The 21,071-nt window shown below is 29.8% G+C and carries 34 protein-coding genes; 21 read left to right on the top strand and 13 right to left on the bottom strand.

Features of this window, described 5'->3' with window-relative positions; genetic code table 11:
* Window positions 1–471 precede the first annotated feature (471 nt).
* Both EV02_RS04670 and EV02_RS04675 read left to right on the top strand, forming a co-directional pair.
* On the top strand, window positions 472–921 hold the full coding sequence (locus EV02_RS04670; protein ID WP_080724849.1) for a peroxiredoxin: 450 nt from the start codon (window positions 472–474) through the stop codon (window positions 919–921).
* A 67-nt stretch (window positions 922–988) separates the two neighbouring features.
* Window positions 989–1,261: a small RNA NsiR4-regulated ssr1528 family protein gene (locus EV02_RS04675; protein WP_032519573.1), complete on the top strand. Its 273-nt coding sequence runs from the start codon at window positions 989–991 to the stop codon at window positions 1,259–1,261.
* Between the two features lie 97 nt (window positions 1,262–1,358).
* Here the strand turns inward: EV02_RS04675 and EV02_RS04680 are convergent, their stop codons facing one another.
* Together EV02_RS04680 and EV02_RS04685 are read right to left on the bottom strand one after the other, a co-directional pair.
* Window positions 1,359–1,703, bottom strand: a complete 345-nt coding sequence (locus tag EV02_RS04680) for a hypothetical protein (RefSeq protein WP_032519572.1) — start codon at window positions 1,701–1,703, stop codon at window positions 1,359–1,361.
* A gap of 229 nt (window positions 1,704–1,932) precedes the next feature.
* Window positions 1,933–2,169 carry a hypothetical protein gene (locus EV02_RS04685; RefSeq protein ID WP_012007144.1) on the bottom strand — a complete coding sequence of 79 codons (237 nt, stop codon included), beginning with the start codon at window positions 2,167–2,169 and terminating at the stop codon, window positions 1,933–1,935.
* A gap of 204 nt (window positions 2,170–2,373) precedes the next feature.
* Here EV02_RS04685 and arfB point away from each other — a divergent pair, with 204 nt between their 5' ends.
* Together arfB and EV02_RS0108740 are read left to right on the top strand one after the other, a co-directional pair.
* Window positions 2,374–2,802: an alternative ribosome rescue aminoacyl-tRNA hydrolase ArfB gene (gene arfB, locus EV02_RS04690; protein ID WP_032519571.1), complete on the top strand. Its 429-nt coding sequence runs from the start codon at window positions 2,374–2,376 to the stop codon at window positions 2,800–2,802.
* A gap of 72 nt (window positions 2,803–2,874) precedes the next feature.
* On the top strand, window positions 2,875–3,123 hold the full coding sequence (locus tag EV02_RS0108740; RefSeq protein WP_032519570.1) for a DUF1651 domain-containing protein: 249 nt from the start codon (window positions 2,875–2,877) through the stop codon (window positions 3,121–3,123).
* A 254-nt stretch (window positions 3,124–3,377) separates the two neighbouring features.
* Here EV02_RS0108740 and EV02_RS04695 read toward each other — a convergent pair whose 3' ends face one another.
* Both EV02_RS04695 and EV02_RS04700 read right to left on the bottom strand, forming a co-directional pair.
* On the bottom strand, window positions 3,378–4,226 hold the full coding sequence (locus tag EV02_RS04695) for a CPBP family intramembrane glutamic endopeptidase (RefSeq protein ID WP_241433707.1): 849 nt from the start codon (window positions 4,224–4,226) through the stop codon (window positions 3,378–3,380).
* Window positions 4,227–4,255: 29 nt separating this feature from the next.
* Entirely contained in the window at window positions 4,256–4,453 is a 198-nt protein-coding gene (locus EV02_RS04700) for a hypothetical protein (RefSeq protein WP_032519567.1), read from the bottom strand.
* 377 nt (window positions 4,454–4,830) lie between these two features.
* Here EV02_RS04700 and EV02_RS09510 point away from each other — a divergent pair, with 377 nt between their 5' ends.
* The 3 genes from EV02_RS09510 to pip all read left to right on the top strand — a co-directional run bounded on the left by EV02_RS09510 (window position 4,831) and on the right by pip (window position 6,615).
* Window positions 4,831–4,971 (top strand): hypothetical protein, encoded by a 141-nt coding sequence (locus tag EV02_RS09510; protein ID WP_193742623.1) that lies wholly within the window; start codon window positions 4,831–4,833, stop codon window positions 4,969–4,971.
* A 2-nt stretch (window positions 4,972–4,973) separates the two neighbouring features.
* Window positions 4,974–5,156: a hypothetical protein gene (locus EV02_RS04705; protein WP_032519566.1), complete on the top strand. Its 183-nt coding sequence runs from the start codon at window positions 4,974–4,976 to the stop codon at window positions 5,154–5,156.
* A gap of 508 nt (window positions 5,157–5,664) precedes the next feature.
* Window positions 5,665–6,615 carry a prolyl aminopeptidase gene (pip, locus tag EV02_RS04710; RefSeq protein ID WP_032519565.1) on the top strand — a complete coding sequence of 317 codons (951 nt, stop codon included), beginning with the start codon at window positions 5,665–5,667 and terminating at the stop codon, window positions 6,613–6,615.
* A gap of 21 nt (window positions 6,616–6,636) precedes the next feature.
* On the opposite strand, the gene EV02_RS09505 is transcribed toward pip, so the two are convergent.
* Complete coding sequence (locus EV02_RS09505; RefSeq protein WP_193742622.1) at window positions 6,637–6,810, bottom strand: hypothetical protein; 174 nt, start codon at window positions 6,808–6,810, stop codon at window positions 6,637–6,639.
* 127 nt (window positions 6,811–6,937) lie between these two features.
* On the bottom strand, window positions 6,938–8,434 hold the full coding sequence (locus tag EV02_RS04715; protein WP_032519564.1) for an FAD-binding domain-containing protein: 1,497 nt from the start codon (window positions 8,432–8,434) through the stop codon (window positions 6,938–6,940).
* A gap of 85 nt (window positions 8,435–8,519) precedes the next feature.
* On the opposite strand from EV02_RS04715, the gene EV02_RS04720 reads away from it, so the two are divergent.
* Window positions 8,520–9,143, top strand: coding sequence for a TenA family protein (locus EV02_RS04720; protein WP_032519563.1), 624 nt, complete (start codon window positions 8,520–8,522; stop codon window positions 9,141–9,143).
* Window positions 9,144–9,192: 49 nt separating this feature from the next.
* On the top strand, window positions 9,193–9,972 hold the full coding sequence (gene thiD / locus EV02_RS04725) for a bifunctional hydroxymethylpyrimidine kinase/phosphomethylpyrimidine kinase (RefSeq protein WP_032519562.1): 780 nt from the start codon (window positions 9,193–9,195) through the stop codon (window positions 9,970–9,972).
* Window positions 9,973–9,990: 18 nt separating this feature from the next.
* Here the strand turns inward: thiD and EV02_RS09305 are convergent, their stop codons facing one another.
* The gene (locus EV02_RS09305) at window positions 9,991–10,176 is read right to left on the bottom strand and encodes a hypothetical protein (protein WP_032515599.1); all 186 of its coding nucleotides are present in this window, start codon (window positions 10,174–10,176) and stop codon (window positions 9,991–9,993) included.
* 182 nt (window positions 10,177–10,358) lie between these two features.
* Here EV02_RS09305 and EV02_RS09500 point away from each other — a divergent pair, with 182 nt between their 5' ends.
* From EV02_RS09500 to EV02_RS04735, 3 genes are all read left to right on the top strand, one after another.
* On the top strand, window positions 10,359–10,502 hold the full coding sequence (locus EV02_RS09500) for a hypothetical protein (RefSeq protein WP_193742621.1): 144 nt from the start codon (window positions 10,359–10,361) through the stop codon (window positions 10,500–10,502).
* Window positions 10,503–10,581: 79 nt separating this feature from the next.
* A complete protein-coding gene (locus EV02_RS04730) occupies window positions 10,582–11,049 on the top strand; it encodes a cupin domain-containing protein (protein ID WP_052043488.1) in 468 nt (155 codons plus the stop codon).
* 70 nt (window positions 11,050–11,119) lie between these two features.
* The gene (locus EV02_RS04735) at window positions 11,120–11,497 is read left to right on the top strand and encodes a hypothetical protein (protein ID WP_032519560.1); all 378 of its coding nucleotides are present in this window, start codon (window positions 11,120–11,122) and stop codon (window positions 11,495–11,497) included.
* A gap of 36 nt (window positions 11,498–11,533) precedes the next feature.
* Here EV02_RS04735 and EV02_RS04740 read toward each other — a convergent pair whose 3' ends face one another.
* Window positions 11,534–11,716, bottom strand: coding sequence for a hypothetical protein (locus EV02_RS04740; RefSeq protein WP_032520461.1), 183 nt, complete (start codon window positions 11,714–11,716; stop codon window positions 11,534–11,536).
* A 200-nt stretch (window positions 11,717–11,916) separates the two neighbouring features.
* On the opposite strand from EV02_RS04740, the gene EV02_RS0108730 reads away from it, so the two are divergent.
* The 4 genes from EV02_RS0108730 (at window position 11,917) to EV02_RS04750 (ending at window position 13,795) form a co-directional block, all read left to right on the top strand.
* Window positions 11,917–12,210 (top strand): hypothetical protein, encoded by a 294-nt coding sequence (locus EV02_RS0108730; RefSeq protein ID WP_152556881.1) that lies wholly within the window; start codon window positions 11,917–11,919, stop codon window positions 12,208–12,210.
* 132 nt (window positions 12,211–12,342) lie between these two features.
* Window positions 12,343–12,690 carry a hypothetical protein gene (locus EV02_RS04745; RefSeq protein ID WP_032520460.1) on the top strand — a complete coding sequence of 116 codons (348 nt, stop codon included), beginning with the start codon at window positions 12,343–12,345 and terminating at the stop codon, window positions 12,688–12,690.
* A gap of 44 nt (window positions 12,691–12,734) precedes the next feature.
* Window positions 12,735–13,019, top strand: a complete 285-nt coding sequence (locus EV02_RS0108725; protein ID WP_025887482.1) for a DUF3764 family protein — start codon at window positions 12,735–12,737, stop codon at window positions 13,017–13,019.
* A 476-nt stretch (window positions 13,020–13,495) separates the two neighbouring features.
* Complete coding sequence (locus tag EV02_RS04750; RefSeq protein WP_032519558.1) at window positions 13,496–13,795, top strand: hypothetical protein; 300 nt, start codon at window positions 13,496–13,498, stop codon at window positions 13,793–13,795.
* On the opposite strand, the gene EV02_RS04755 is transcribed toward EV02_RS04750, so the two are convergent.
* The 3 genes from EV02_RS04755 to EV02_RS0108720 all read right to left on the bottom strand — a co-directional run bounded on the left by EV02_RS04755 (window position 13,792) and on the right by EV02_RS0108720 (window position 14,560).
* Complete coding sequence (locus EV02_RS04755; protein WP_032519557.1) at window positions 13,792–13,977, bottom strand: hypothetical protein; 186 nt, start codon at window positions 13,975–13,977, stop codon at window positions 13,792–13,794. The genes EV02_RS04750 and EV02_RS04755 overlap by 4 nt on opposite strands.
* Window positions 13,978–14,004: 27 nt before the next feature.
* Window positions 14,005–14,142: a hypothetical protein gene (locus EV02_RS09495; protein WP_193742620.1), complete on the bottom strand. Its 138-nt coding sequence runs from the start codon at window positions 14,140–14,142 to the stop codon at window positions 14,005–14,007.
* Between the two features lie 226 nt (window positions 14,143–14,368).
* Window positions 14,369–14,560: a hypothetical protein gene (locus tag EV02_RS0108720; RefSeq protein ID WP_032519556.1), complete on the bottom strand. Its 192-nt coding sequence runs from the start codon at window positions 14,558–14,560 to the stop codon at window positions 14,369–14,371.
* 481 nt (window positions 14,561–15,041) lie between these two features.
* On the opposite strand from EV02_RS0108720, the gene EV02_RS04760 reads away from it, so the two are divergent.
* Together EV02_RS04760 and EV02_RS04765 are read left to right on the top strand one after the other, a co-directional pair.
* Complete coding sequence (locus EV02_RS04760) at window positions 15,042–15,383, top strand: hypothetical protein (protein ID WP_032519555.1); 342 nt, start codon at window positions 15,042–15,044, stop codon at window positions 15,381–15,383.
* Window positions 15,384–15,802: 419 nt separating this feature from the next.
* Window positions 15,803–16,009 carry a hypothetical protein gene (locus EV02_RS04765; RefSeq protein WP_025890999.1) on the top strand — a complete coding sequence of 69 codons (207 nt, stop codon included), beginning with the start codon at window positions 15,803–15,805 and terminating at the stop codon, window positions 16,007–16,009.
* Between the two features lie 18 nt (window positions 16,010–16,027).
* Here the strand turns inward: EV02_RS04765 and EV02_RS04770 are convergent, their stop codons facing one another.
* Window positions 16,028–16,300 (bottom strand): ArsR/SmtB family transcription factor, encoded by a 273-nt coding sequence (locus tag EV02_RS04770; protein WP_052043505.1) that lies wholly within the window; start codon window positions 16,298–16,300, stop codon window positions 16,028–16,030.
* Between the two features lie 166 nt (window positions 16,301–16,466).
* On the opposite strand from EV02_RS04770, the gene EV02_RS04775 reads away from it, so the two are divergent.
* From EV02_RS04775 to chrA, 3 genes are read left to right on the top strand one after another with little or no spacing between them, the layout of a single operon-like run.
* Entirely contained in the window at window positions 16,467–17,489 is a 1,023-nt protein-coding gene (locus EV02_RS04775) for an ArsJ-associated glyceraldehyde-3-phosphate dehydrogenase (RefSeq protein ID WP_032519552.1), read from the top strand.
* Window positions 17,490–17,500: 11 nt separating this feature from the next.
* A complete protein-coding gene (arsJ, locus tag EV02_RS04780; protein WP_032519551.1) occupies window positions 17,501–18,760 on the top strand; it encodes an organoarsenical effux MFS transporter ArsJ in 1,260 nt (419 codons plus the stop codon).
* A 30-nt stretch (window positions 18,761–18,790) separates the two neighbouring features.
* Window positions 18,791–20,017, top strand: coding sequence for a chromate efflux transporter (gene chrA, locus EV02_RS04785; RefSeq protein ID WP_032519550.1), 1,227 nt, complete (start codon window positions 18,791–18,793; stop codon window positions 20,015–20,017).
* Between the two features lie 46 nt (window positions 20,018–20,063).
* On the opposite strand, the gene pstS is transcribed toward chrA, so the two are convergent.
* Window positions 20,064–21,038 (bottom strand): phosphate ABC transporter substrate-binding protein PstS, encoded by a 975-nt coding sequence (pstS, locus tag EV02_RS04790; protein WP_032519549.1) that lies wholly within the window; start codon window positions 21,036–21,038, stop codon window positions 20,064–20,066.
* Window positions 21,039–21,071 lie beyond the last annotated feature (33 nt).

The raw sequence follows: 21,071 nt of genomic DNA, 5'->3' as shown, positions 1-21,071 counted from the left end.
GACACGTGTGCAAGATATCGACTCGGTGAGATTAATGCTAATGTGGCTATAGAAAAGCTAAAATTAAAATTAACGAATTCTTCCACTAGTCAGCCTAAGGACCTAGTAAAAAAATATTGCTCAGTATTTACTCCAAATGAAAAAATTGAATTTTAATCTTAGCAATAGATATTTAATTATTCTTTTTTGAATAATCTTTAGCTCTGTTTCGTATTTCTTTAACTTTTTTAAAATTAGTTATTTTTAAGTTAAAAATAATTCCCAAAAAAAGAATAAGAAATAAAAAAATATAAATTATTAATTCCATATTATTGAATTAATAAACTTACCTTAGATAAATTAACCCTACTTTATTGCAATAATTTTTTAGTATCTTTTAAAACAAAAAAACTGACTTTAATAGCAGTTATTTAATTTACGGCCACAAAAAAAACATATCAACCTCTAATATGGAATTTTATAAGAATAATTGTGCAGATTGGAGATAAAATTCCAGAATTTTCTTTACTGGATCAAAATGGAGTTAAAAGATCAAATAAGGAATTAAAAAATCCCCTTGTTTTGTTTTTTTATCCAAAAGATGATACGCCGGGTTGTACTATAGAAGTCTGCGGATTTAGAGATAAATATGACTTATTTAAAGTATTAGGTGCACAAGTTTGGGGAGTAAGTAATGGAAGTACCTCAAGTCATTTGGCATTTGCTAATAAAAACAAATTACAATATCCATTACTTTGTGATACGAATGACGCTCTTAGGAAAACTTTTAAAGTTCCTAAAGTATTAGGCTTTATGGATGGTAGGGTAACTTATGTTATCGATCGCAAAGGGATAGTTAGGCACATTTTTAGAGATTTATTGAATGGTCCTGAACACATTAAAGAAGCTATTAGGGTACTTAAGGAAATTCAAAATCAATAAATTAATATTCAAAGAACTTTAGATTAATAAGTTTTGTTTTATTATAGTTTCAGCTTTTTTTTAATATATGAAGAAAATGGGAATGCAGGCTGTTGATCTTGCTATTCAAAATGGAGTGGATCTTGACGGTACTCCAATACCTCAAAAAATGCTAGATCTATATAACAGAATTATGGATGAGGAGAATAAAAGACAAAGGAGCGGTGTTAAAAAATCAATGAGAAATAGATGTGTAAAAACGGGTTCTAAGCATTTTGATAAAGAAACATTGAATAAATTATTAATAGACTCAGGATGGGAAGGTCTCAAAGAAAAGGAAATTTTATTTTTTTATGACTAAAAAAATTTTTAATTACCTTAAAAATTCTTGATGATAATTTTACTTAAATTAAAAAACTGAGAACTAATAAAATATTTTTTTGATCTAATTTTTTGAATTATTTAAACCATCCTTTTTTGTTAGAGGATATTGGTTCCTCTTTTTCAGCTTTTGTTTTATTACTTGCTTTTTTGAAGGCCAAGTTGGCTTCTATAATTGTAACTATTGATATGAAAAAAAGACCAGAAATTCCAATTATTTGTTCATTTTGAGAAGGTTCTGAATCACCTTGTAAAAAAATACCTAAAGCGAACCAAGCAGTACTAGCAGTGAGGGTAAAAAAATAGGGTTTCCATCTTCTTTGATATAAGTAACCCGATCCTAAACCAGGAAGAAAATTTAAAAAAGATGCTACCCACCCTTTTGAAGATGCAAGTATTTCGTCTCTTGAGGGATAAGACATTTATATTAGGTATTTATTAAATGCGAATTTATATAAGCAAAAGATATTGCTGCACAGATTACCCAACTAAAGGGTAAGAACATTCTTATTTTTTCTTTGTTATTATTCATTTTTTAATTATGGAAAATATTTTTAAAATCTGTGGATTTAATATATCCCTTAAAACTATAAGAATTAAAAAAGACGGTTTTTAACCGTCTTTGAAATAAGTAATTTCTCTAAAAAGAAATTATTTATCTTTTGAGGCTGAGAGTACTTTAAGTTCTTTTTTTACTTCTTTTTCTCTCTCTTCAAGATGTTTTAGTTGAGCTTTAAAAGCATCTTCAAGTCTTACTTTTTGTGTTGTAATTTCATCAAGCTCTTCTTGATGTTGGTTTTTCTTTAACTCCTTCATTTCACTATCGGAAATAACATATACAGGGCGATATGAAGGTGTTTCAAAAAGAAGATCAAACATTGAATACATAGGTGACCTTTGAATTAGTACAAATTAAATATCTGATAATTCTTTGAAATATGAAAGGATAAATACCGAAGATATTGATACGGCAAATACACCGAATTTCGGTTTACATAACATAACCGCCCAGTATTTACCGATCAAATTTTAAGGTATGTTTTAAAGTATTAAGGAGATGCTTCTAAAAATTTAAATCAAAAAAAACTAAAAATGGATTTAAAAATTACTAAAACATTAGTAATCCCATCCAACGAAATTAAATGGCGATTTTCCAGATCCTCCGGTCCTGGAGGGCAAAATGTAAATAAAATTGAAAGCAGAGTAGAGATTATTTTTGATTTAGAAGATTCCAAAGTATTAAATGATTATCAGAAAGAAATTCTTAAAAGAAACTTGAAAAACAAATTAGTAAATAATAGCTTGCGTTTAGCGGTTCAAGAACACAGAAATCAATTATTAAATAGGCAGCTAGCTTTAATGAAATTTAGTTCAATCATAAAAAATGCTTTAAATAAACCATTTAAATTGAGAAAATCTACACAACCTACTAAAGCATCACAAAAGAAAAGAGTTGAGGTTAAGAAAAAACGCGGCGAATTGAAAAAAAGTCGACAAAAAGAAAAAATATATCAAATATGAATAAACTAAATAAATTTTTTCCTCGCAGATTGCAATCAAAGCATGTGATAAATTTAATTTTATTTTGGTTTATTGAATTCAACTAATGATTTCTGGTTAATTGACTCTAATTTTGTAGGGGTGATGCATTTCTACAAAGATAGAGATTATTCTGATAAATCTATTGATTATATGTTTATTGAAGAAGGAATTATTATGGGAATTCATGGAGAAAATCCTCCATTAATGAAAACTAGAAAAAAAATTGTTATTGAAGAAGCGAGATTATTATGGCAAAAATTGTTAAATGAAGGTTGGCAAAAAACTAATAAAAAATGGTGAGCAAATTCTACAAAATTTTTTTTAATTTCAGAAAATAAATGAACCTTTAGGGTATAGCTTGGAAATTTTTTCCTGTTGCAAATATTTCTTTTTTTTGACGTCGTTTTCATATCTTCTCAACATCATTAGATAGTTTGTAACTCCAAAAATTATTAAAAACACAATAAATCTTATTCCTGCATCAAAGTTCATATGAATATTAAGCTTTATTTTAATCTGACAATTACTAATCAAAAATCAATCGGTATTTATATCTAATTAATACGTCTAGTAAAAATCTTTTTTGATTGTACGGTATAAAAAATACATAATATAAGTAATATTAAAATTGCACTAAAGCTTCCGATTGGGTTTGGAATATTTTGTGTAAAAGGCCCTGCTAAAAAAGAAGGTGTATTTTCTTTGAATTCTATTAATCCGTTATTTAATAAAAACCAAATACCCACTAGTCCTCCATGAATTCCTATGCAATTCCATAAAGAACCTTTATCTCTAATTTTTACTAATGATAGAAATATCCCAAGTAAAATAAATCCCAAACGTAATCCTACTATGTTCCAAAAGATCTCATTTGATAAATTATGAACAAAGCTAAAAATTATAGCTTGTAAAGCTATTGATATTTTTGTACCATATTCAAATTTTAATTCTTCTAGTAACCAGCCTCTAAAAATTATTTCCTCTGCGAATCCAACACCTAATCCCAGTAAAATAGAATTTAACAATATTATTGGAGAGAATTCACCTATCCAAGAAATATAATTATTTTGCAATAGTGGTACCAGAATTAGAATTATTAAAACTAAAGCAAATAAAATACCTTTAGAAAAATGGAAAAAGTTTTTTAAGAATTTGTCTTTTGTTATCCCAAGAAGTATCCAAGCACTTGATTTATTTCGTTTGATATGAAACCAATATGGGAGTAAAAAGATAAAAAGTAAGAAAGTAATAATAGTACCAATTAAGGATAAATTATCTTTTTCAAAATTAAACAATAAAAGTGGCTGAGATAACACCCAGCCAATTCCATAAAGAATAGGAATAAAAAATATAGTGGATAAAAATCTTGGTCTTAAAAGAAAAAAACTTCTAATTAGTATCATTAAATTTTTCATTTTAGTTTGAATATTAATTAAGCCCAGCCTTTGCCTTTTATTATTCTAACTACTTGTGCAAAAAGTTTTAGCTTTTTCTTTTTACTATAATTTATGTTTTTTGAAAGATTAGATAAATCTTTATAAAATTGCCGAGTTATTTTATCTTCTTTATCACTAGGCCATAGTAAGTCTGAGCCCTCTTCATATTCTTCTCTATATCTTTCTTTATTCAAATTTTTTTTATATCGTAATAATCTAAATTTTACTTATTGCAAATGCTTAAAAGTGATGTTTATTAAATTTGTGTATTTATTTAAAATTTATGCTGATTAATCTTTCAACTTTAGTTTTTACATTATTATCTCCATTTCTTATTTTTGCAGTAATAGTATCGGTTTACTTATTTCATTAGGAAGTATTTACAAATAAACTTAATTAATTTAAGGGTGTATTATGCCTACTTTTTCTAATGCAAATGATAAAACTGCAATTACAGCCATTAGTGTTAATATCTTGTTCTTTTTGATGAAATCCATAATGCATATAAATACTTTTTTTATTAAATTCTTATATAAAATAATAAATAATTAAAATTATTATAACAATTAAGATGGAACTCATATATATAGGAGATTTAGTTCCCTCAATAGCTTCTTATAAAAAGATAATTGAAAAATATGATAAAGGTATAAAAGAAGGGGAATTTTATGAAGAACCTATTGGAGGAGATTTTAATTACCCTGATTGGTAAATATGCTTACTACAAAAATAACTTTTGCCTTGGCAGATTGGATTAGAGAGTGGCGTAAGTTCCGGGATAAGAATCCTTCTATTGATGAGTGTGTAAAATTTGTTCAGAGGAAATTGGAAGATTATAAACTTTCTGATAGTGATAAAAAAATAATTGAATCTATTTTGCTCTATGAATCTGAATAAATAGGGGATAATAGACTTTAATTTTTATATTTATCTATAAAAAACAAAGCATCATTAAAATCCTCTTACAAATTAAGAAAAAAGTAAATCAGCATATTTACGGATTTACTGAAAATATAAAAAGGAGTAATTTATAAATGTTGAGTTCGGAGGCAATCTAAATGATTGATATTCCGCCTGAAATTTAGCAAATTCCAAAATATAGGAAGCGTATTCCTGAGAATGGGATTATTCGAAAATTAAAGTTCAATCAATTAGTCTGATAAGACTTCGCTTTATAATTACTAGCGACAATAGGGACTGAAATTATCGAGAGAAATCCCCGAATTCACGTATTCTAGGTTTATGAGTAAATAGACTTTAAAATATGTAATTTTATATCCTGTTAGAAGGAAATCAAATATCAAAAAGGACTGTGCCACCAGTCCTTTTTTTTTAACAAACTACTTCTAAACTAGACTTCTTTTTGGATAATATGGATTTATTAAGTGTTTAAAAATATTTCATAATGAAAGATCAAGACTTGTTTCCTAAAATTGAAGTTCGTGAAAAGGGATTTTTACAAGTAAGTGATATTCATACGATTTATTGGGAAAGATCTGGCAATCCAAATGGTAAAAAAATACTAGTTATTCATGGAGGGCCAGGAGGAGGAAGTCAACCAAGATATAGAAGATACTTTGATCCAGATAAATTTGATATTATACAATTCGATCAAAGGGGTTGCGGTTCTTCAACTCCTTTCTCCGAATTAAAAGAAAATACGACTAATCATTTAGTTGATGATATTGAGAAATTAAGGATTCTATTAAAAATAGATAGTTGGCATTTGTTTGGTGGATCTTGGGGCTCAACACTTTCACTTATATATGCAATTAAAAATCCCTCAAGAGTTATGAGCTTAACTTTGAGAGGAATATTTTTATGTAGAAAGTTTGAATTATTGTGGTTCTATCAATATGGTGCAAGTGAGATATTCCCTGATGAATTTGAAGAATATATTTCTGTAATACCAAAAGAAGAAAGAAATGATTTAATAAGTTCTTTTTACAAATATCTAACATCTTCAGATGTGAATCTTAGATCAAAAGCAGCAGCAGCTTGGACAAAATGGGAACTCTCAACTAGTCATTTAATAAATAAAAAATTTGATTTTGATAAGTCTGAAGTTAATTCTTTTTCAGATGCCTTTGCAAGGATCGAATGTCATTATTTTATTAATAATATTTTCTTAGAAGATGATTTTATTTTGAAAAATATAAGAGCAATAGAATCGATTCCAACAAAAATAATTCAAGGGAGGTATGACGTTGTATGTCCTGTTAGGAGTGCTTGGGATCTTAATAAGAAATTAAAGAATTCTGAATTAATTATTGTTAATGATGCTGGTCATTCAATGAGTGAAAAAGGTATTACTATCGAATTAATAAAAGCTGTAAAAGGAATTCAAAATCTCTAAAAGAGAATTTTCCTTTAAAAATTAAAGGCCATAATCTTCAATATTTTGTGCAATACTTCTAAGAAGTTCGACGATATCAGAATCTTCGCATTGAGTATCTTCTTTGAGAAAAATGCACTCGTCTCTAATACTTACATTAGTACTCCACCATATACCTGAACTATTGGTATCGTCCCATTCAAATCTTTCAGACATAATTAATAAAATCTAATAAATACATTAAAGCTTGCATTAGTTCATCGTGGATTTATATATTTAATTTCAAAATTTTAAAAGCTTTCCTAGGCGCTAAAAGGAATCTAGAAATTTCTGACAAGAAAATTTAGAAATCTAATTTCAGTTCGTATTGTTTTTCCTTTTCCTTAGAAACAGTTTTTTTATTATTTATATTTTTTCTAAGCCTTTTTCTAGAGCCATGCTTTAAATAAATTTCTTTTGAGATATCCCAATATCCATCCTTTTTAGTGATTTCCTGGATTTTCTTCTTTGCAGTTTTAGTGCTATTTGGGATGTCAATTATTGGTCTTATGTAATTAATTTGTTCATATTCTTCTTGATTAAATCTAGATAATAGCCATGGTTCATGAATGAAATTAAGTGATATATCCTTTAATTCTGGTATCCATTTTTTTATAAATTTTCCTTGAGGATCATGATCTTTTCCCTGCTTAATAGGATTATAAATTCTATTGGTATTTATAGAAGTAGTTCCAGATTGCATTTGGCATTGGTTCCAATGTATTCCAGGCTCATAATCTACAAATTTATTTGCTAATTCAGTACCTGAATCTTGCCATGGTAGCCATAAATTATAGCTAGCAAAAGACATTAACATCGCTCTCATCCTGAAGTTAATCCATCCATTGAAATTTAATGAACGCATACATGCATCTACAAAAGGAAAGCCCGTATTACCTGAACTCCATGAATAAAGTAATTCATTATTTTTTTCTCTAATATTTTTAAAAAAAGGATGGTATTCCCTAAACTCTAGTTCTGGCTCACTTTCAAGTTTCTGAATAAAATGACAATGCCAAGTTAATCTGCTTTTTAAAATCCTTGAATTATTGTTTTTTGATATATTTGCCTTTTTATAAATTTCTTTTAATGAAATGCATCCCCAACAAATATATGGGGATAGTCTTGAACAACTATCAAATGATTTTTCTGGGCTAGATATATCTTTTGAATAAGAATCTAATTTATTACTAAAGAAGTATTGCATTCTCTCTAAACCTTTCTTTCTGCCACCTTTCATTCTTCCTGGACAAGTTGCTTTTTTAAAGGTAAAAATTTCGTCTGAGGGTAATTCTCCAATATTAAAGTTAATAGAATTAATTCTTAATGGAGCTTTAAGTAAGTTTTTTTCGGAATTTTCTTGCCACTTTTTAGACCAATTATTCCTATCTAAATTTCCTCTAAAAACTGAAAATTGCAGAAATTCCTTCCAAATAATATTTTTGCTTAAAGCCCATTCTCTTACTTTTTGATCTCTTTTATAAGTAAGCCAATCTCCGGTTTCTTGATGGCTATATATACCTTTGATTTTAAATTTTGAACTAATTTCATCAAAAATATTAATTACATTCCCAGTCCTAATAATTAATGGTTGTCCAATCTCAGTAAGTGCATTTCTTAAATCTATTAAACTTTCTTTGCAAAATTGCCATTGTCTATCTGAATGAGTATTTTGGCTCCAAATATCTAACTCAATAACATAAATAGGTAAAATATCATTATCTTTTATAGCCTCACAGAGAGCTTCGTTATCAAAAATTCTTAAATCTTTCTTAAACCATAAAATATTTATTTCTTTCATAATTTTTTATTTAATCCTAGAAAAATAAGATTAAGTTTGTAGGTATAAAATATAAAAAATTTTAGAATATCTAAAAATCAAAAAAATGAAAATAACAAAAAAACTTTGGGAGGATAATTATGAGATTGCTTTACTAAGTTTAAATACAAAATTTGTTCAAGGTTTAAAGAATGGAAGTCTCCCTAAAAATATATTTCAAGAATATTTAGCTCAAGATTATTTCTTTTTAGAGACTTTTGCTAAGGCTTATGGTCTTGCAGTTTCTAAATCAAAAGATAAGTACTCAATAAGGAAGTTAAGTGAGCTGTTAATGGGAGTTTCAGAGGAGTTAATACTTCATGAAACGTATGCAAAAGAATGGGATATTGATTTGTCTAATAACTATATAAAAAAAGCCACTAAAAATTATACAGATTTTCTTGATGATACTTCCAAAAGACTTAGCTCTATTGAAATAATGTTTGCAATGACTCCATGTATGCGACTTTATTCTTGGATAGGAAAAAGATTGTATAAGGAGGATTTTGACATTAAATATAAAGAATGGATAATTACTTATTCTGATGAGAGCTTTGAAAAGCTAGCAGATTCGCTTGAAAATCTTATTGAGACTAATAAGGGAACATATGATATTAATCAGGCCAAATATTTATACAGAAGAGCTATGGAATTGGAGTTAGATTTTTTTAATGCATATTCAGATTTCTGATTTAAATTAAAATTTACTTATGGTACTTTCAAAAACAATTTAATAAATTATGTATTCTAAAATTGCACTTTCAATAGGTGGTAGTGACTCCGGTGGTGGAGCAGGTATACAGGCTGACTTGAGAACTTTCATGGCCCTTAAAGTACATGGATGTTCTGTTATTACATGTATTACCGCACAAAATAGTGTAGAGGTTTCGTGCGTTCAGCCAGTAGAGAAGAATACTTTATTAAATCAGTTTGATACTTTATTTGCTGATTTTGGTATTGATGCCTTAAAAACTGGAATGTTATTAAATGAAAGGATAATTAATGATACTGCTTCAAAATTAAATACATACAAAATAACCAAAATTATTGACCCAGTAATGGTTACAAGAACTGGTTCTAAATTACTGGAAGATTCTGCTATTAATGCTTATAAAAATCTCTTATTACCAATTGCTGATTTGGTAACTCCAAATATTTACGAAGCAAATCTACTTTCTGGTTTAGAAATAAGGAGGAAAGAAGATATCGAAAATTCAGCAAGAAAAATTATTGGTCTTGGAGCTAAAGCGGTACTTATAAAAGGTGGCGGTTTAAAAGATATGAAAGGGAAGGATTTTTTCCTTGACTTAAATGGTAGAAAGAAGTGGCTATTTAATAATTTTATAAATACAAAAAATACCCACGGTAGCGGCTGTACTTTGAGTGCTGCTATTTGTGGTTACAAGGCTTTAGGTTTTGATCTATTTGATTCCATAAAAAAAGCAAAATTATTTGTTGAGAAATCTTTAGACAATTCTTATAAAATAGGCTCTGGCCCTGGTCCCTTAGGCCATCATTAATTATTTATAGAAGTGGAGTTAGAACCACCATTTTCTGTAGGGCTTTTTTAAAAATAAGATTTCTTCAGTCTCCCATCCTCCCTCCAACCACTCAAGATGCTCAAGCAATAAAGACTCACTTTCCCTTTTGCTTAATTGGCCAATTCTATTAGCAATACCATCGAACCTTACTTTCATCAATTCCTCAATCTTGATGTTATTCATAGGTTTAATAATAAATTTTTTCTACTCTTACTTGTATACATTTTCTTGTCAACGATTTAATTTTATTTGTTTACTAGCAGTTCTTAAATATGTATTAAATACAACTTTTTAAAATAGATAGTAATTAAGACTTATTCACATAGATTTAATTAAAGACTAATTTATATAAAAATACTTTAACTATGAATAAAAAAGAAACATCAAAGCAAAAAACTATTTTAAATGTAGGCTATTGTGAAACCACCTCTGAATGGCTGAATAGAATCATTACTGAGCTGGCAGATGAAAATAAAAATTTTGTAGATTTGTCAGTTATTTGTGCTTAAGTTTTTGAAAATATAGTTTATTTTGATTTTTTTCAGTTAGCTTTTAAGTATATGAGAAATTTAAAAGATATTTTGTGATGTGAATCCTAATAAAAAAAACATAGAAATAATTAAACAATTCAATTTATCTCCTCATCCTGAGGGTGGATGGTTTAGAGAGATAGTAAGAAGTGAGAATTCTCTAAAAAGGGAAGATGGCCAAAGTAGAAACTTTATTACGGGAATTTATTATCTTTTGGAGAGAGATGCAAAAAGTGCTTGGCACAGAGTAAATAATGCTGATGAAATTTGGATTTATTTAAGGGGCGACCCTCTGAATTTATGGTGCCTAGATAATGATAATAAGTTAATAAGAAATTTAATTTTAGATTCCAATAATCCAGTAGAAATGATCCCATCTGGATATTGGCAAGCTGCAAAAAGTACAGGCGAATTTACATTAGTGAGTTGTTGTGTTGGCCCGGGCTTTGATTTTAAGGATTTTGAATTACTCAAAAATACAAAACATACTTCTAGATTGGATAAAGCAATTAATGATCTTATTTGAGATATTTTTTTGTTTATATTTTTGAAATTATCCTCTAGATTTATAAGGCTACTCAATTAATCTATATTTAATGAATCAAAATTCTGTCAAAACAATTGGTATTAATGATGAACCAAGAAAAGATTCATACTTAGTATATGTAAATCAGGCTGATGGATTAAAAGGCATCCTTAATAGGGATTTTGAAGAATGGTCTAATTTTGATAGTTGGGAAAGTATTTCAGTCCAGCAATGGATTTTTTCAAGAGCTTTGGAGGTTTTCAGAGGTAAGAAAATTGATATTAAATGCGATTGTTGTGAACGTAATGATTTAATCCCAAATGATTTTGAGAGTATTAAAAAAGAAAAATGTTTTGGTAAAAAAAGTGCTTACATGATTGAAAAAGTTGTAGATGAAATTGTTTTAGCTAAGGCAAGAAGAGAAAGTGATGGAACATATTCTGCGTAAGATTCATAAATATTTATGTAGTGAAAAATCTTTTACTTACCAGTGAAAATTATCAGAAGAACCAATCGTTAAATTTCTAGTAGACATCTTATGGAACTTAAAGTGTACCAAATCACTGAACTCCTTTTCATCTGAGTAATTCATAAGATCCACTGGGTCGATGTTTTCATCGAACCATGCATCATATTCAATATGGTTTGGTTCAGCAAAATAACTCATATCCAATTAATAGCTTCCAAAAAGCGCATAAACGGTACATGCGATACAAAATTAAAATTCTTAATTTTTAGATAATCCATATTTTTAACTTGTTCATAAAGATTAGTTGCTAAAAAGATAGGAGAAATATCTATAAATTAATGTCTCTTGATACAACCATGGTTTCTATCCATCCCCACTTCACAATCAAGGATGGGAAGATGGACCAGTGCATAGCTCTTTTAGAAGAAATTTTGGTACTGACAAAAGCTAATGAACCAGACTGCCTTTTTTTTAATATCACTACATGTGGTTCAGATAAGGCTTATGTAAGAGAGGCATATAAAAATGGCGCCGCCGCTATATTTCATCTCAAAAATATGGGACATATGATTCCCAAGCTTTTTGAAGTGTCAGATATTACTGTGCAGGTCCAAGGCCCTGCCAATGAGATTGAACCCTTGAAGGAAATACTGCCAGATGCTGATTTCTATGAAGCAATATCTGGATTCTGATTTAGATTGTATATATTTACAGTCGATCGCAAGGGGCTTTTAGCCCCCTTTTTTTATTTAGGAATTCAAAATAAATTAATCTTCCCTTTACTTATATCAAGTAACTTTATTATCAGCTCAAATATTATTTTTATGGCATCAACTTTTTATATTGTTCATCATGAATTTAAGGCAGGAAAAGCTGAAAAATGGTGGGAAACAGCTTATGCGGCAATGTCACCAAGTGGTGGATGGGATGATGCGGTAGCAGCTAATAAAGAAAAAGGATTTTTTAACCATTCTGCAAATGCCGTAACTAAAAATGGTCCTGTATATTGTTTTTGGGAAGTAAAAGAGGGTATTTCAGCTGAGGAGTTTCAGGAGTTTATAGACGGTCCCTCTGGTCCAGGTTTTGGACAAGATGCTCTGATGAATATCTGTAAACTAATTGATACATCACTAATGAATGGACAAACACCTTATCCATCAGTTTTTTCTTGATTATTGACAGTCGATCTAAAATAAATAGCAATTAGCTTTTTTTTATGACTATTGAAACCACTGTTTTCACCTTTAAACTTTCAAATACATTTGAGGAGTGGGTAAAAATGTTTGATAGTCCAGAGATAGATGAATTTCATAAAACGGTAGGACTAACTCCTCTATATCGTGGCAAAAGTTTAATTGATCCAAAAGAAGTTATTGTTATTCATCAAGCTGAAGAAGGTGTAGCTAAGCATGTTTTTTCAGATCCTGAAACTATTAAGAATATAGAGTCTGGAGGGCATATTTATAGCACAACGAAAATCACAAGTTGGGTTTCTGAGTAGTCGAAATACTAATTATTTAAATCCATACAAATAATTCGAAACACGATTTCCATATAAGATCTTTAAAACAAAATTAGGGTATAGAAGAGTTCAAGGATAAGAGTATTAACTAATTAATTCCATTAAATTATTAATAAGAATCTTAGTGCTAGAGGTAACCATAGACATAGAAGAAGCATTAGTAAAAGAGTAATAGCATGGATATTTGGAATGTAATGCTCTTTTAAAATTTGTGTTTTCATAATTTATCTCGCCTTCTTAAGTTTGATTTCTCTTCTGATAAGCAACGCTATTACCACAACACACATGTTCATTAGAAATACGTCTAATGGCATTTTTTAAAAAAGTCTCTATTTAATTAATAGCAAGATTATTGATCTACGAATCAACAGATGATTACAAATGTTTATTGGCTTAATAAAAGGAATTTAAAAATTAAATTTATGCTTAAATATCTCAGTTCTCATAACTATTAAATGGCTTATTCAGATACAAGAATAGTAATAGGCGGTCTAGCTCATGTTCCTGTTCTTATTTTTATAGCCAATTTCATCAAAGGTAAGTTTGTAATTAAAACTGAAGAGACAAAAGATGCTTTAGTTTATGAAGAGCCAGTTAAAATTATTGAGGTAAAAGATACAGTATTTAAAGAGGGAAAATCAGAAGCTATCAAGGAACTTTCAAATAAGCTGGACAATATTGAACAGAAGGCTGATGAGGTTTATGAAAAGGTAAAGAAGAAAAAGAAAGATAAGAAGAAGAAAAAAAATAACTAAATTGAGATCCTATCAAGCATCAATACATCTTGAGCTTGGATTGTATCTCTCTTATCTTCGTCTTCGGGATCTTTATAAGATTCAATTTCAGCTTGAATTTTTCTCTTGTAAACTCCTTTGATATAGTCCATTTCTCTTTTGTCTTTGTCTAGAATTGAGAATGGTGATCTTTTAAAGTTCATAACTTTCTCTTAAATAAATAAATTTAATCAGCTCCAGTTTTTATCAGATTCAACAAAGCTATCCAATGTTTGCTGATTCCTGATTTCTTCCTCAAGAAGTTCTTCTTCAGATCTTTCTTCAATCTCAGATTTATGATCTTCTTTTAGTGTGGATTTCGTAGACATTTGCTCATGACGACTACATCTATGTTCTAACTAGTTAGAAAGGCCATTCGACTAATAAATATGTACGGTTTGAGGTACTCCCATATACGGATAAAGGATCAACGATTGAATTTAAATATGGGTAAAATGTATTAAAATTTTGATCAATTTCTGCCTCTAAGAATCATCAATAAAGGTAGACCAATAAGCATCAAACTCCCATCAATTAATAAAAAATTATTCAGGTTCATTTATCCATTACTTCTGGGGCATCCCAATTTAGAGAAATTCCTTTTTTAATTGGTTGTCTTTTCATATCATCCATCTTTTTTCTGATTTTGTTGTAGTGGGCCAACTCCTCTGGATCATCAGAACCAAGACCATAATTCATGATTGCTGCAATATATATTTTGTGCATACGATATGACGATAGTGGCATTACTAAAGGCAGACTAGTTTAAATATATTTGAATTCTAGTTAAAATGCTGATCTACGAGATCTCAATTATATTAATCAACTTCTCAAGTGCCCTCGTCGGGACTTGAACCCGAGACCTCTCCCTTACCAAGGGATTTTATGTATTTTAAAATACATTGGTATGACTAGCTTTTAGGAGTAAATATTACAAAGTATTAACTAATTAGAGTGAGAACTAGAGTGAATGGGTCTTTTTTGAATTAATAATAATACTTAAGTGATAGCTATTGATTTAACTCATTATTTAATTATATTTTATCTCTACTAATTAATATTAAGAGGGGGCTGCGCAACACCCCTCTAAGCTGCTCCATGCCTGTTATAGGAACACTTTTATTATACCTATTCTTTATATTTAAGGTATATATTAAGAATATAGTTAAAAAGCTTCCTATCTGCCATCTAGAAGAGCTAGATGCAAAGATAGGCAAACCAAGTAGTAATGACTAAAAGAGCAACTAAACAAGAAACTGAATTAAGAATTGCACATGCTGCTGAACTAGTTGCTGAAGGACGGGCGTATTCATCTATTACTTCCCTTGTTGCCGCGAAATATGGAATATCAAGAAGAAGAGCCAGGCAGATCACTTCTAATGCTTATCTTTTGCTGAAAGATGATATTGAAGAAGGGGACTTAAATCGTCCTGAAATGACAGCAAAATTATTATGTACTTTAGAGACTGCGATGCACAAAGCGATGCAAGAAAAACAATATTCTGCAGTTGCAAGTAATGCAAAAGTTCTTATGAAATTAATAGGACTAGAAACAAAAGTAAAAAGCTAAAGCGGGTGCTTTGGGAGCACTAGGTCGCAGGTTCGAATCCTGTCGCCCCGACCATTTAAAACCAAGTCATACTAGCGAGTCTCCCAACTCGCTTTTTTATTGCTTACTGTCTCATATTGCGAAAGGGTAGCTCTAGGGGTAGCTCATACGAAGTACTTTGATCTACTTTGTGCCTATTTTTCTATATACAAGGAAAGAATTTAAATATCTACAAATCTAGTTGGATTGCCCTCTAGTGCTTCTATTGATTTAAATAATTCTCTAATTTTAGATTTAGTCCTTTTCGCTTTTATTGGTTAAAGTTTTATTTTCTTCTTTTTCTAAGTAAACATCCTTAAACTTAATTTTTTTAATAAAAATCTTTCTTTAACTTTACTTAACCATAAGTGAATATTATTTATTAAATAGAAATTGTGGGGATGTTTAAATACAGGGAATTCATTGCTCAAATCAAATATAAAGAAGTAATATCTTCACCTGTATATTTTATTCCTGTTTTGCTTTTATCCATAATGATTATTATTGAAGGGTTTCACATCTTTAATCACAAACAAAATTGCAAAACTAAAGCTGAGTGGATGGAACAATCAGGAATGACTTATGACAGGGAATCAGAAGTTAATTAATAAAATCTAAAATATAATTTATTCGCAGCAACGTTTTTTATTTGAAGAATAATCTGTCAAAGAAGTTATCCATTCCTTGATCAAAAAGAGAGCTTCTTTATTTAGGCTGTAATACACCCATCTACCTTCTTGTCTGTCTGAGATAAGACCAGCTTCCTTCAAAATTTTTATGTGATATGAAATTCTTGATTGAGATAACTTAGTTAATTTCATAATATCGCAAACACAAACTTCTCCATCCATCATTAGGTCAATTATTTCTAGCCTTAAAGGATCAGAAAATGAAACCATCAATTTAGATATATTTTCTTTTTTTACTTTGCTAATATCTTTTAACAATTTTAAAGTAATTAAATTTTTCCTAAATATAGCTTAAACAAAAAAGATTTCATTAATCAAAACATCTTGATACATCAAAATATTTTGATGTATAATTTTTATAGAAAATTTCAAAGTTATGAAAATTGGAATTAATGGTTTTGGAAGAATTGGCAGATTAGTTTTCAGAGCATTATGGGATAGAGCTGATATAGAAATAACTCATATAAATGAGATAGCGGGAGATTCGAATGCTGCTGCACATCTACTCGAATTTGATTCAGTCCATGGTAGATGGGCGAAAGATATAAAGGTTAATGAAGAAGAAATAATAATTGATGGAAAGAAATTAGCTTACACATCTTTTAAAAATTACCTTGATGTTGCTTGGGAAAAATCTTCTGTAGATATTATTTTGGAATGTACAGGAAAGAATAAAAAGCCAGACAAACTAAATCCCTATTTTGATTCTCTTGGAATGAAAAGAGTAATAGTAGCTTGTCCAGTAAAAGGAATTGTAGCTGGAGAGGAATCACTTAATATTGTTTACGGAATAAATCAAAGTCTTTATGAGCCTTCCAAACATAAATTAATAACTGCAGCTTCCTGCACTACAAATTGTTTAGCTCCGATAGTAAAAGTAATTAATGAAAATTTCTCAATTAAACATGGCGCTATTACAACTATTCACGATGTCACGAACACCCAAGTTCCTGTTGATTTTTATAAAAGTGATTTAAGAAGAGCAAGAGGCTGTATGCAAAGTTTAATACCTACTACTACTGGATCTGCTAAAGCAATAGCTGAGATCTTCCCAGAATTAAAAGGAAAATTAAATGGTCATGCAGTAAGAGTTCCTCTACTTAATGGTTCTTTAACTGATGCAGTTTTTGAACTTAATAATGAAGTGGCAGTTGAACAAGTAAATTTGGCACTTAAGGAAGCTTCAGAAACTTATTTAAAAGGAATTCTTGGCTACGAAGAAAGACCTTTAGTTTCTGCAGATTATGTAAATGACTCTAGAAGTTCAATAGTTGATAGTTTATCAACGATGGTTGTTAATTCAAATTTATTAAAGATATACGCTTGGTATGACAATGAGTGGGGTTACAGCTGCAGACTTGCAGATCTTACTGAATATGTAATCAAAAAAGAAATTTAATTTATGTCTTTATGAAGTTATCTAATATTCAACAATATAGTGTTGTAACAGCAAACTATTGGGCGTTCACTCTCACTGACGGCGCATTAAGATTATTAGTTGTTGGTCACTTTCATGAGCTAGGTTACACAACTCTACAAATTGCTTTACTTTTCCTTTTTTATGAGTTTTTTGGAATAATTACTAATCTTTACGGTGGTTGGATAGGAGCAAGATATGGTTTAAGGCTTACTTTATGGATTGGGACTATCCTGCAAATCATCGCTCTTTTTATGCTTATTCCAGTTAAGGAAAATTGGCCAGAAATTTTTAGCGTCGCATACGTTATGGTTGCTCAAGCAGTTAGTGGGATAGCAAAAGATTTAAACAAAATGAGTGCTAAAAGTGCAGTTAAGACAGTAGTTCCAGAGACAAATGATGGCAATGATACTGGTCAAAAACAACTTTTTAAATGGGTTGCTATTTTAACTGGATCTAAAAATGCTCTTAAGGGAGTTGGCTTTTTCTTGGGTGGACTTTTATATAAGTTATTTGGATTCAATAATGCTGTAGGAATTATGGGTTTTGGACTATGCTTAGCCTTTTTATTGACATTAATTTTGCCTGGAGAAATTGGCAAGATGAAAACCAAACCAGCTTTTAATGATCTTTTTTCAAAATCAAATGCAATAAATATTCTTTCAGCAGCAAGATTCTTTCTTTTTGGAGCAAGAGATGTTTGGTTTGTTGTAGCTCTTCCAGTATTCCTTGATATGGCATTTGGTTGGGACTACATGGAAATAGGATTATTTCTTGGGGCCTGGGTAATAGGTTATGGAATTGTTCAGGCTTCGGCTCCAGTAATTAGAAAGATGTGGGGCCAGAAAGAAAGTCCAGATCGTAAAGCTATCCAATTTTGGAGTGCCGTATTAATGGTCATACCATCTTTGATAGGAGTCGCATTATGGAGAGAAAGTTCACCATCGATAGCAATAATTTTAGGACTCACTATTTTTGGATTTGTTTTTGCAATGAATTCCTCTACACATTCTTATATGATTTTGGCCTACTCTGATAATGAAAAAGTCAGTTTAAATGTTGGCTTCTATTACATGGCAAATGCTGCTGGAAGACTAATTGGAACATTACTCTCTGGCTTATTATTTATGATTGGGAGGAATGCAAGTCTTGGTTTTCAATATTGTCTTTATTTTTCATCACTTTTAATATTCTTATCTTGGATTTCCAGTCTTAAATTACCCTCGTTCAAACAAAGCCTATCAGCTCCATAAAGACTAATTCTTAGGAATTAGAATATTTTAATGGCAAAAATATCCTTAATTGAACTCGCAAAAACTTTTCTAAAAATTGGTATTTTAAGTTTTGGTGGACCCTATGCTCATATTTCCTTATTCGAAGATGAACTTATAAATAATAAAAAATTGATCTCAACTAAATCTTTTGAAAAAGGTATTGGATTATGTCAAATACTTCCAGGACCAATATCTACTCAATTGGCAATATATATGGGTTTAAAAATTAATGGTTATCTTGGTGGATTGGTATCCGGTATAAGTTTCATTATCCCAGGATTCGTTTCGGTATTAGCTCTTAGTTTTTTTTGGCAAATTGGTTCTGGATCAAAATTCTTAACCGATTTAATTTACTTTAATCCGCCTGTTATTGCAGGAATAATTTTTTCATTTTCATTAGTTCTATTAAAAAAAAGATTAAAGTTTGATCGAATATTATTCTCTAGCTCAATATTATTTCTACTTACATTTGCCAAATATAATGGTATTCAATTTCCACTCATAACAATTCTTACTATTGCAGGATTGATAAATATATTTTTAAAGAAATTCAAAAATATTTTTTATAGCTTGGTCCCTTTATCTATATTTTCAACAACCTCAATTTTGATTAACTCGGTCTTTTTAGATATATCAAAGTTTTATAATTTTTTAAGAGAGTCTATAAACTCAAAGTTTTTAGTAGATTATCTAAATCTGTTTTTTTTCTTCTTTAAAACGGGACTTTTTATTTTTGGAGGTGGATTAGTAATCATTCCTCTTATGAGTGATTATGTTATCTCGCAAGGATGGTTAACAAATAATGAATTTATAGATGGAATAATGATTAGCCAAATAACGCCTGGTCCTGTCTTATTAATTACAAGTTTTATTGGATACAAAGCAGGGTTTTCGGTCGGAGGAATAAATGAAGCTTTAAAGTATTCGTTTATATCAACTTTTGCAATTTTTTTACCAAGTTTTTTATTGATTTTTATTTTTGGAAAAGGCTTAATAAAAAACAGTATTAAATCGATTAATTACTTTATCGACGGAGTGATCAATACAATTCCTGGTGCAGTTATTTTCTCTGGATTTAATTTAATGGAAGATGGTTTTTCATCAAAATTCTTTTTAATTAGCTCTATTTTTTTAGTTTTAATCTCCACACTATTATCTTTTTTAAAAATAGTTCCAACATACATACTCATTCTTTTTTCTTTAATATTAGGCTTGTCAAAATATTTGTTTGCATAAAAAAAAGGAGGAAATAAATTCCTCCTTTTAAATATTGTCTTACGATTTATTTACCGATTCTTTTTACAGCAGCTCTTGATTTCTCAAGAATATCGCCTTTCAAAGGAACAAATCCTAGTGATGGTGCTTTATCTTGATACTCATCACTTAACAATGTATTAAAGGCTTCTTTGATAGCTTTAGTGTTTCTACCATTACCCTCTTCATAAGCAAGTATCCATGTTAATGAAGCTATAGGATATGCTCCTTTCGCTGTTGGATTAGGATTTTTACCAGCAAGATTTTCATCTAAAGTAATACCATTAAGAGCCTTAGCTCCTGCCTCAACAGTAGGCTTTACATATTCTCCAGAAAGATTCTGAAGTGCAGCAGCTTTGACATTACCTTTAATGTAGGACTGGTTAACATAACCAATTGCACCAAGAGTATTTTGAATAACACCTGCAACACCAGAATTACCCTTAGCACCAACACCTGCTGGCCACTTAACTGATTTACCAGTACCTAAAGTCCAGGTTTTTGAAAACGCTTCCATAGAGTTTGTGAAAGCTTTAGTTGTACCTGAACCATCAGAACGATGAGTCCAAGTCAATTTTCCAGGTGCACATCCAAGTTCTTGCCAATCTTGTATCATACCCATAGCTACTTGGACTGCTTGTTCTTGGCTAAGTTTCAAATCGCAATCGTAGTTATATCCAAAAGCAATAGTTCCACCAACCATAGGGATCTGAACTAAACCTCTAGTAACTTTTGCAATATCTTTATCTTTCATAGGATCGTCAGAAGCACCAAAGTTTACAGTCTCATCAATAAATGCTTTTCTTCCAGAACCAGAACCAACAGCTTGATAATTTACTTTTGGACCTCCATCATTTGATAAATCTTTGAACCATCTAGTATAAATCTTGGCAGGGAAAGATGCTCCAGCACCACTTAACCTCACTGAAGAAGTTGAGGTTCCGCAAGAAGCAACCAGAGTCATTGTTGAAGCTAGTAAAAAGACTTTTTTAGCTAATTTCATTTTGAATAATCAAATGATAGACATGATATTTAT

Source organism: Prochlorococcus marinus str. SB (assembly GCF_000760115.1).
GTDB classification, from domain to species: Bacteria; Cyanobacteriota; Cyanobacteriia; order PCC-6307; family Cyanobiaceae; genus Prochlorococcus_A; species Prochlorococcus_A marinus_D.
The sequence above is the reverse complement of the archived record's forward strand: the minus strand, read 5'-3'. Positions and strand labels throughout refer to the sequence as shown.

Bases quoted from the DNA above. Each gene is read 5' to 3' on its own strand.
- thiD (WP_032519562.1), top strand. From the start codon at position 9,193: ATGTATTCTAAAATTGCACTTTCAATAGGTGGTAGTGACTCCGGTGGT.
- EV02_RS0108725 (WP_025887482.1), top strand. From the start codon at position 12,735: ATGACTATTGAAACCACTGTTTTCACCTTTAAACTTTCAAATACATTT.
- EV02_RS04675 (WP_032519573.1), top strand. From the start codon at position 989: ATGAAGAAAATGGGAATGCAGGCTGTTGATCTTGCTATTCAAAATGGA.
- pstS (WP_032519549.1), bottom strand. From the start codon at position 21,038: ATGAAATTAGCTAAAAAAGTCTTTTTACTAGCTTCAACAATGACTCTG.
- EV02_RS04685 (WP_012007144.1), bottom strand. From the start codon at position 2,169: ATGTATTCAATGTTTGATCTTCTTTTTGAAACACCTTCATATCGCCCT.
- EV02_RS04760 (WP_032519555.1), top strand. From the start codon at position 15,042: ATGACTAAAAGAGCAACTAAACAAGAAACTGAATTAAGAATTGCACAT.
- EV02_RS09505 (WP_193742622.1), bottom strand. From the start codon at position 6,810: ATGTCTGAAAGATTTGAATGGGACGATACCAATAGTTCAGGTATATGG.
- EV02_RS0108730 (WP_152556881.1), top strand. From the start codon at position 11,917: ATGGACCAGTGCATAGCTCTTTTAGAAGAAATTTTGGTACTGACAAAA.
- EV02_RS04755 (WP_032519557.1), bottom strand. From the start codon at position 13,977: ATGAACTTTAAAAGATCACCATTCTCAATTCTAGACAAAGACAAAAGA.
- EV02_RS04680 (WP_032519572.1), bottom strand. From the start codon at position 1,703: ATGTCTTATCCCTCAAGAGACGAAATACTTGCATCTTCAAAAGGGTGG.
- EV02_RS09510 (WP_193742623.1), top strand. From the start codon at position 4,831: ATGGAACTCATATATATAGGAGATTTAGTTCCCTCAATAGCTTCTTAT.
- EV02_RS04715 (WP_032519564.1), bottom strand. From the start codon at position 8,434: ATGAAAGAAATAAATATTTTATGGTTTAAGAAAGATTTAAGAATTTTT.
- EV02_RS04695 (WP_241433707.1), bottom strand. From the start codon at position 4,226: ATGATACTAATTAGAAGTTTTTTTCTTTTAAGACCAAGATTTTTATCC.
- arfB (WP_032519571.1), top strand. From the start codon at position 2,374: ATGGATTTAAAAATTACTAAAACATTAGTAATCCCATCCAACGAAATT.
- EV02_RS09500 (WP_193742621.1), top strand. From the start codon at position 10,359: ATGAATAAAAAAGAAACATCAAAGCAAAAAACTATTTTAAATGTAGGC.
- chrA (WP_032519550.1), top strand. From the start codon at position 18,791: ATGGCAAAAATATCCTTAATTGAACTCGCAAAAACTTTTCTAAAAATT.
- EV02_RS04765 (WP_025890999.1), top strand. From the start codon at position 15,803: ATGTTTAAATACAGGGAATTCATTGCTCAAATCAAATATAAAGAAGTA.
- arsJ (WP_032519551.1), top strand. From the start codon at position 17,501: ATGAAGTTATCTAATATTCAACAATATAGTGTTGTAACAGCAAACTAT.
- EV02_RS09305 (WP_032515599.1), bottom strand. From the start codon at position 10,176: ATGAATAACATCAAGATTGAGGAATTGATGAAAGTAAGGTTCGATGGT.
- EV02_RS0108720 (WP_032519556.1), bottom strand. From the start codon at position 14,560: ATGCCACTATCGTCATATCGTATGCACAAAATATATATTGCAGCAATC.
- EV02_RS04750 (WP_032519558.1), top strand. From the start codon at position 13,496: ATGGCTTATTCAGATACAAGAATAGTAATAGGCGGTCTAGCTCATGTT.
- EV02_RS04720 (WP_032519563.1), top strand. From the start codon at position 8,520: ATGAAAATAACAAAAAAACTTTGGGAGGATAATTATGAGATTGCTTTA.
- EV02_RS04705 (WP_032519566.1), top strand. From the start codon at position 4,974: ATGCTTACTACAAAAATAACTTTTGCCTTGGCAGATTGGATTAGAGAG.
- pip (WP_032519565.1), top strand. From the start codon at position 5,665: ATGAAAGATCAAGACTTGTTTCCTAAAATTGAAGTTCGTGAAAAGGGA.
- EV02_RS04740 (WP_032520461.1), bottom strand. From the start codon at position 11,716: ATGAGTTATTTTGCTGAACCAAACCATATTGAATATGATGCATGGTTC.
- EV02_RS04735 (WP_032519560.1), top strand. From the start codon at position 11,120: ATGAATCAAAATTCTGTCAAAACAATTGGTATTAATGATGAACCAAGA.
- EV02_RS04745 (WP_032520460.1), top strand. From the start codon at position 12,343: ATGGCATCAACTTTTTATATTGTTCATCATGAATTTAAGGCAGGAAAA.
- EV02_RS04770 (WP_052043505.1), bottom strand. From the start codon at position 16,300: ATGGTTTCATTTTCTGATCCTTTAAGGCTAGAAATAATTGACCTAATG.
- EV02_RS04775 (WP_032519552.1), top strand. From the start codon at position 16,467: ATGAAAATTGGAATTAATGGTTTTGGAAGAATTGGCAGATTAGTTTTC.
- EV02_RS09495 (WP_193742620.1), bottom strand. From the start codon at position 14,142: ATGTCTACGAAATCCACACTAAAAGAAGATCATAAATCTGAGATTGAA.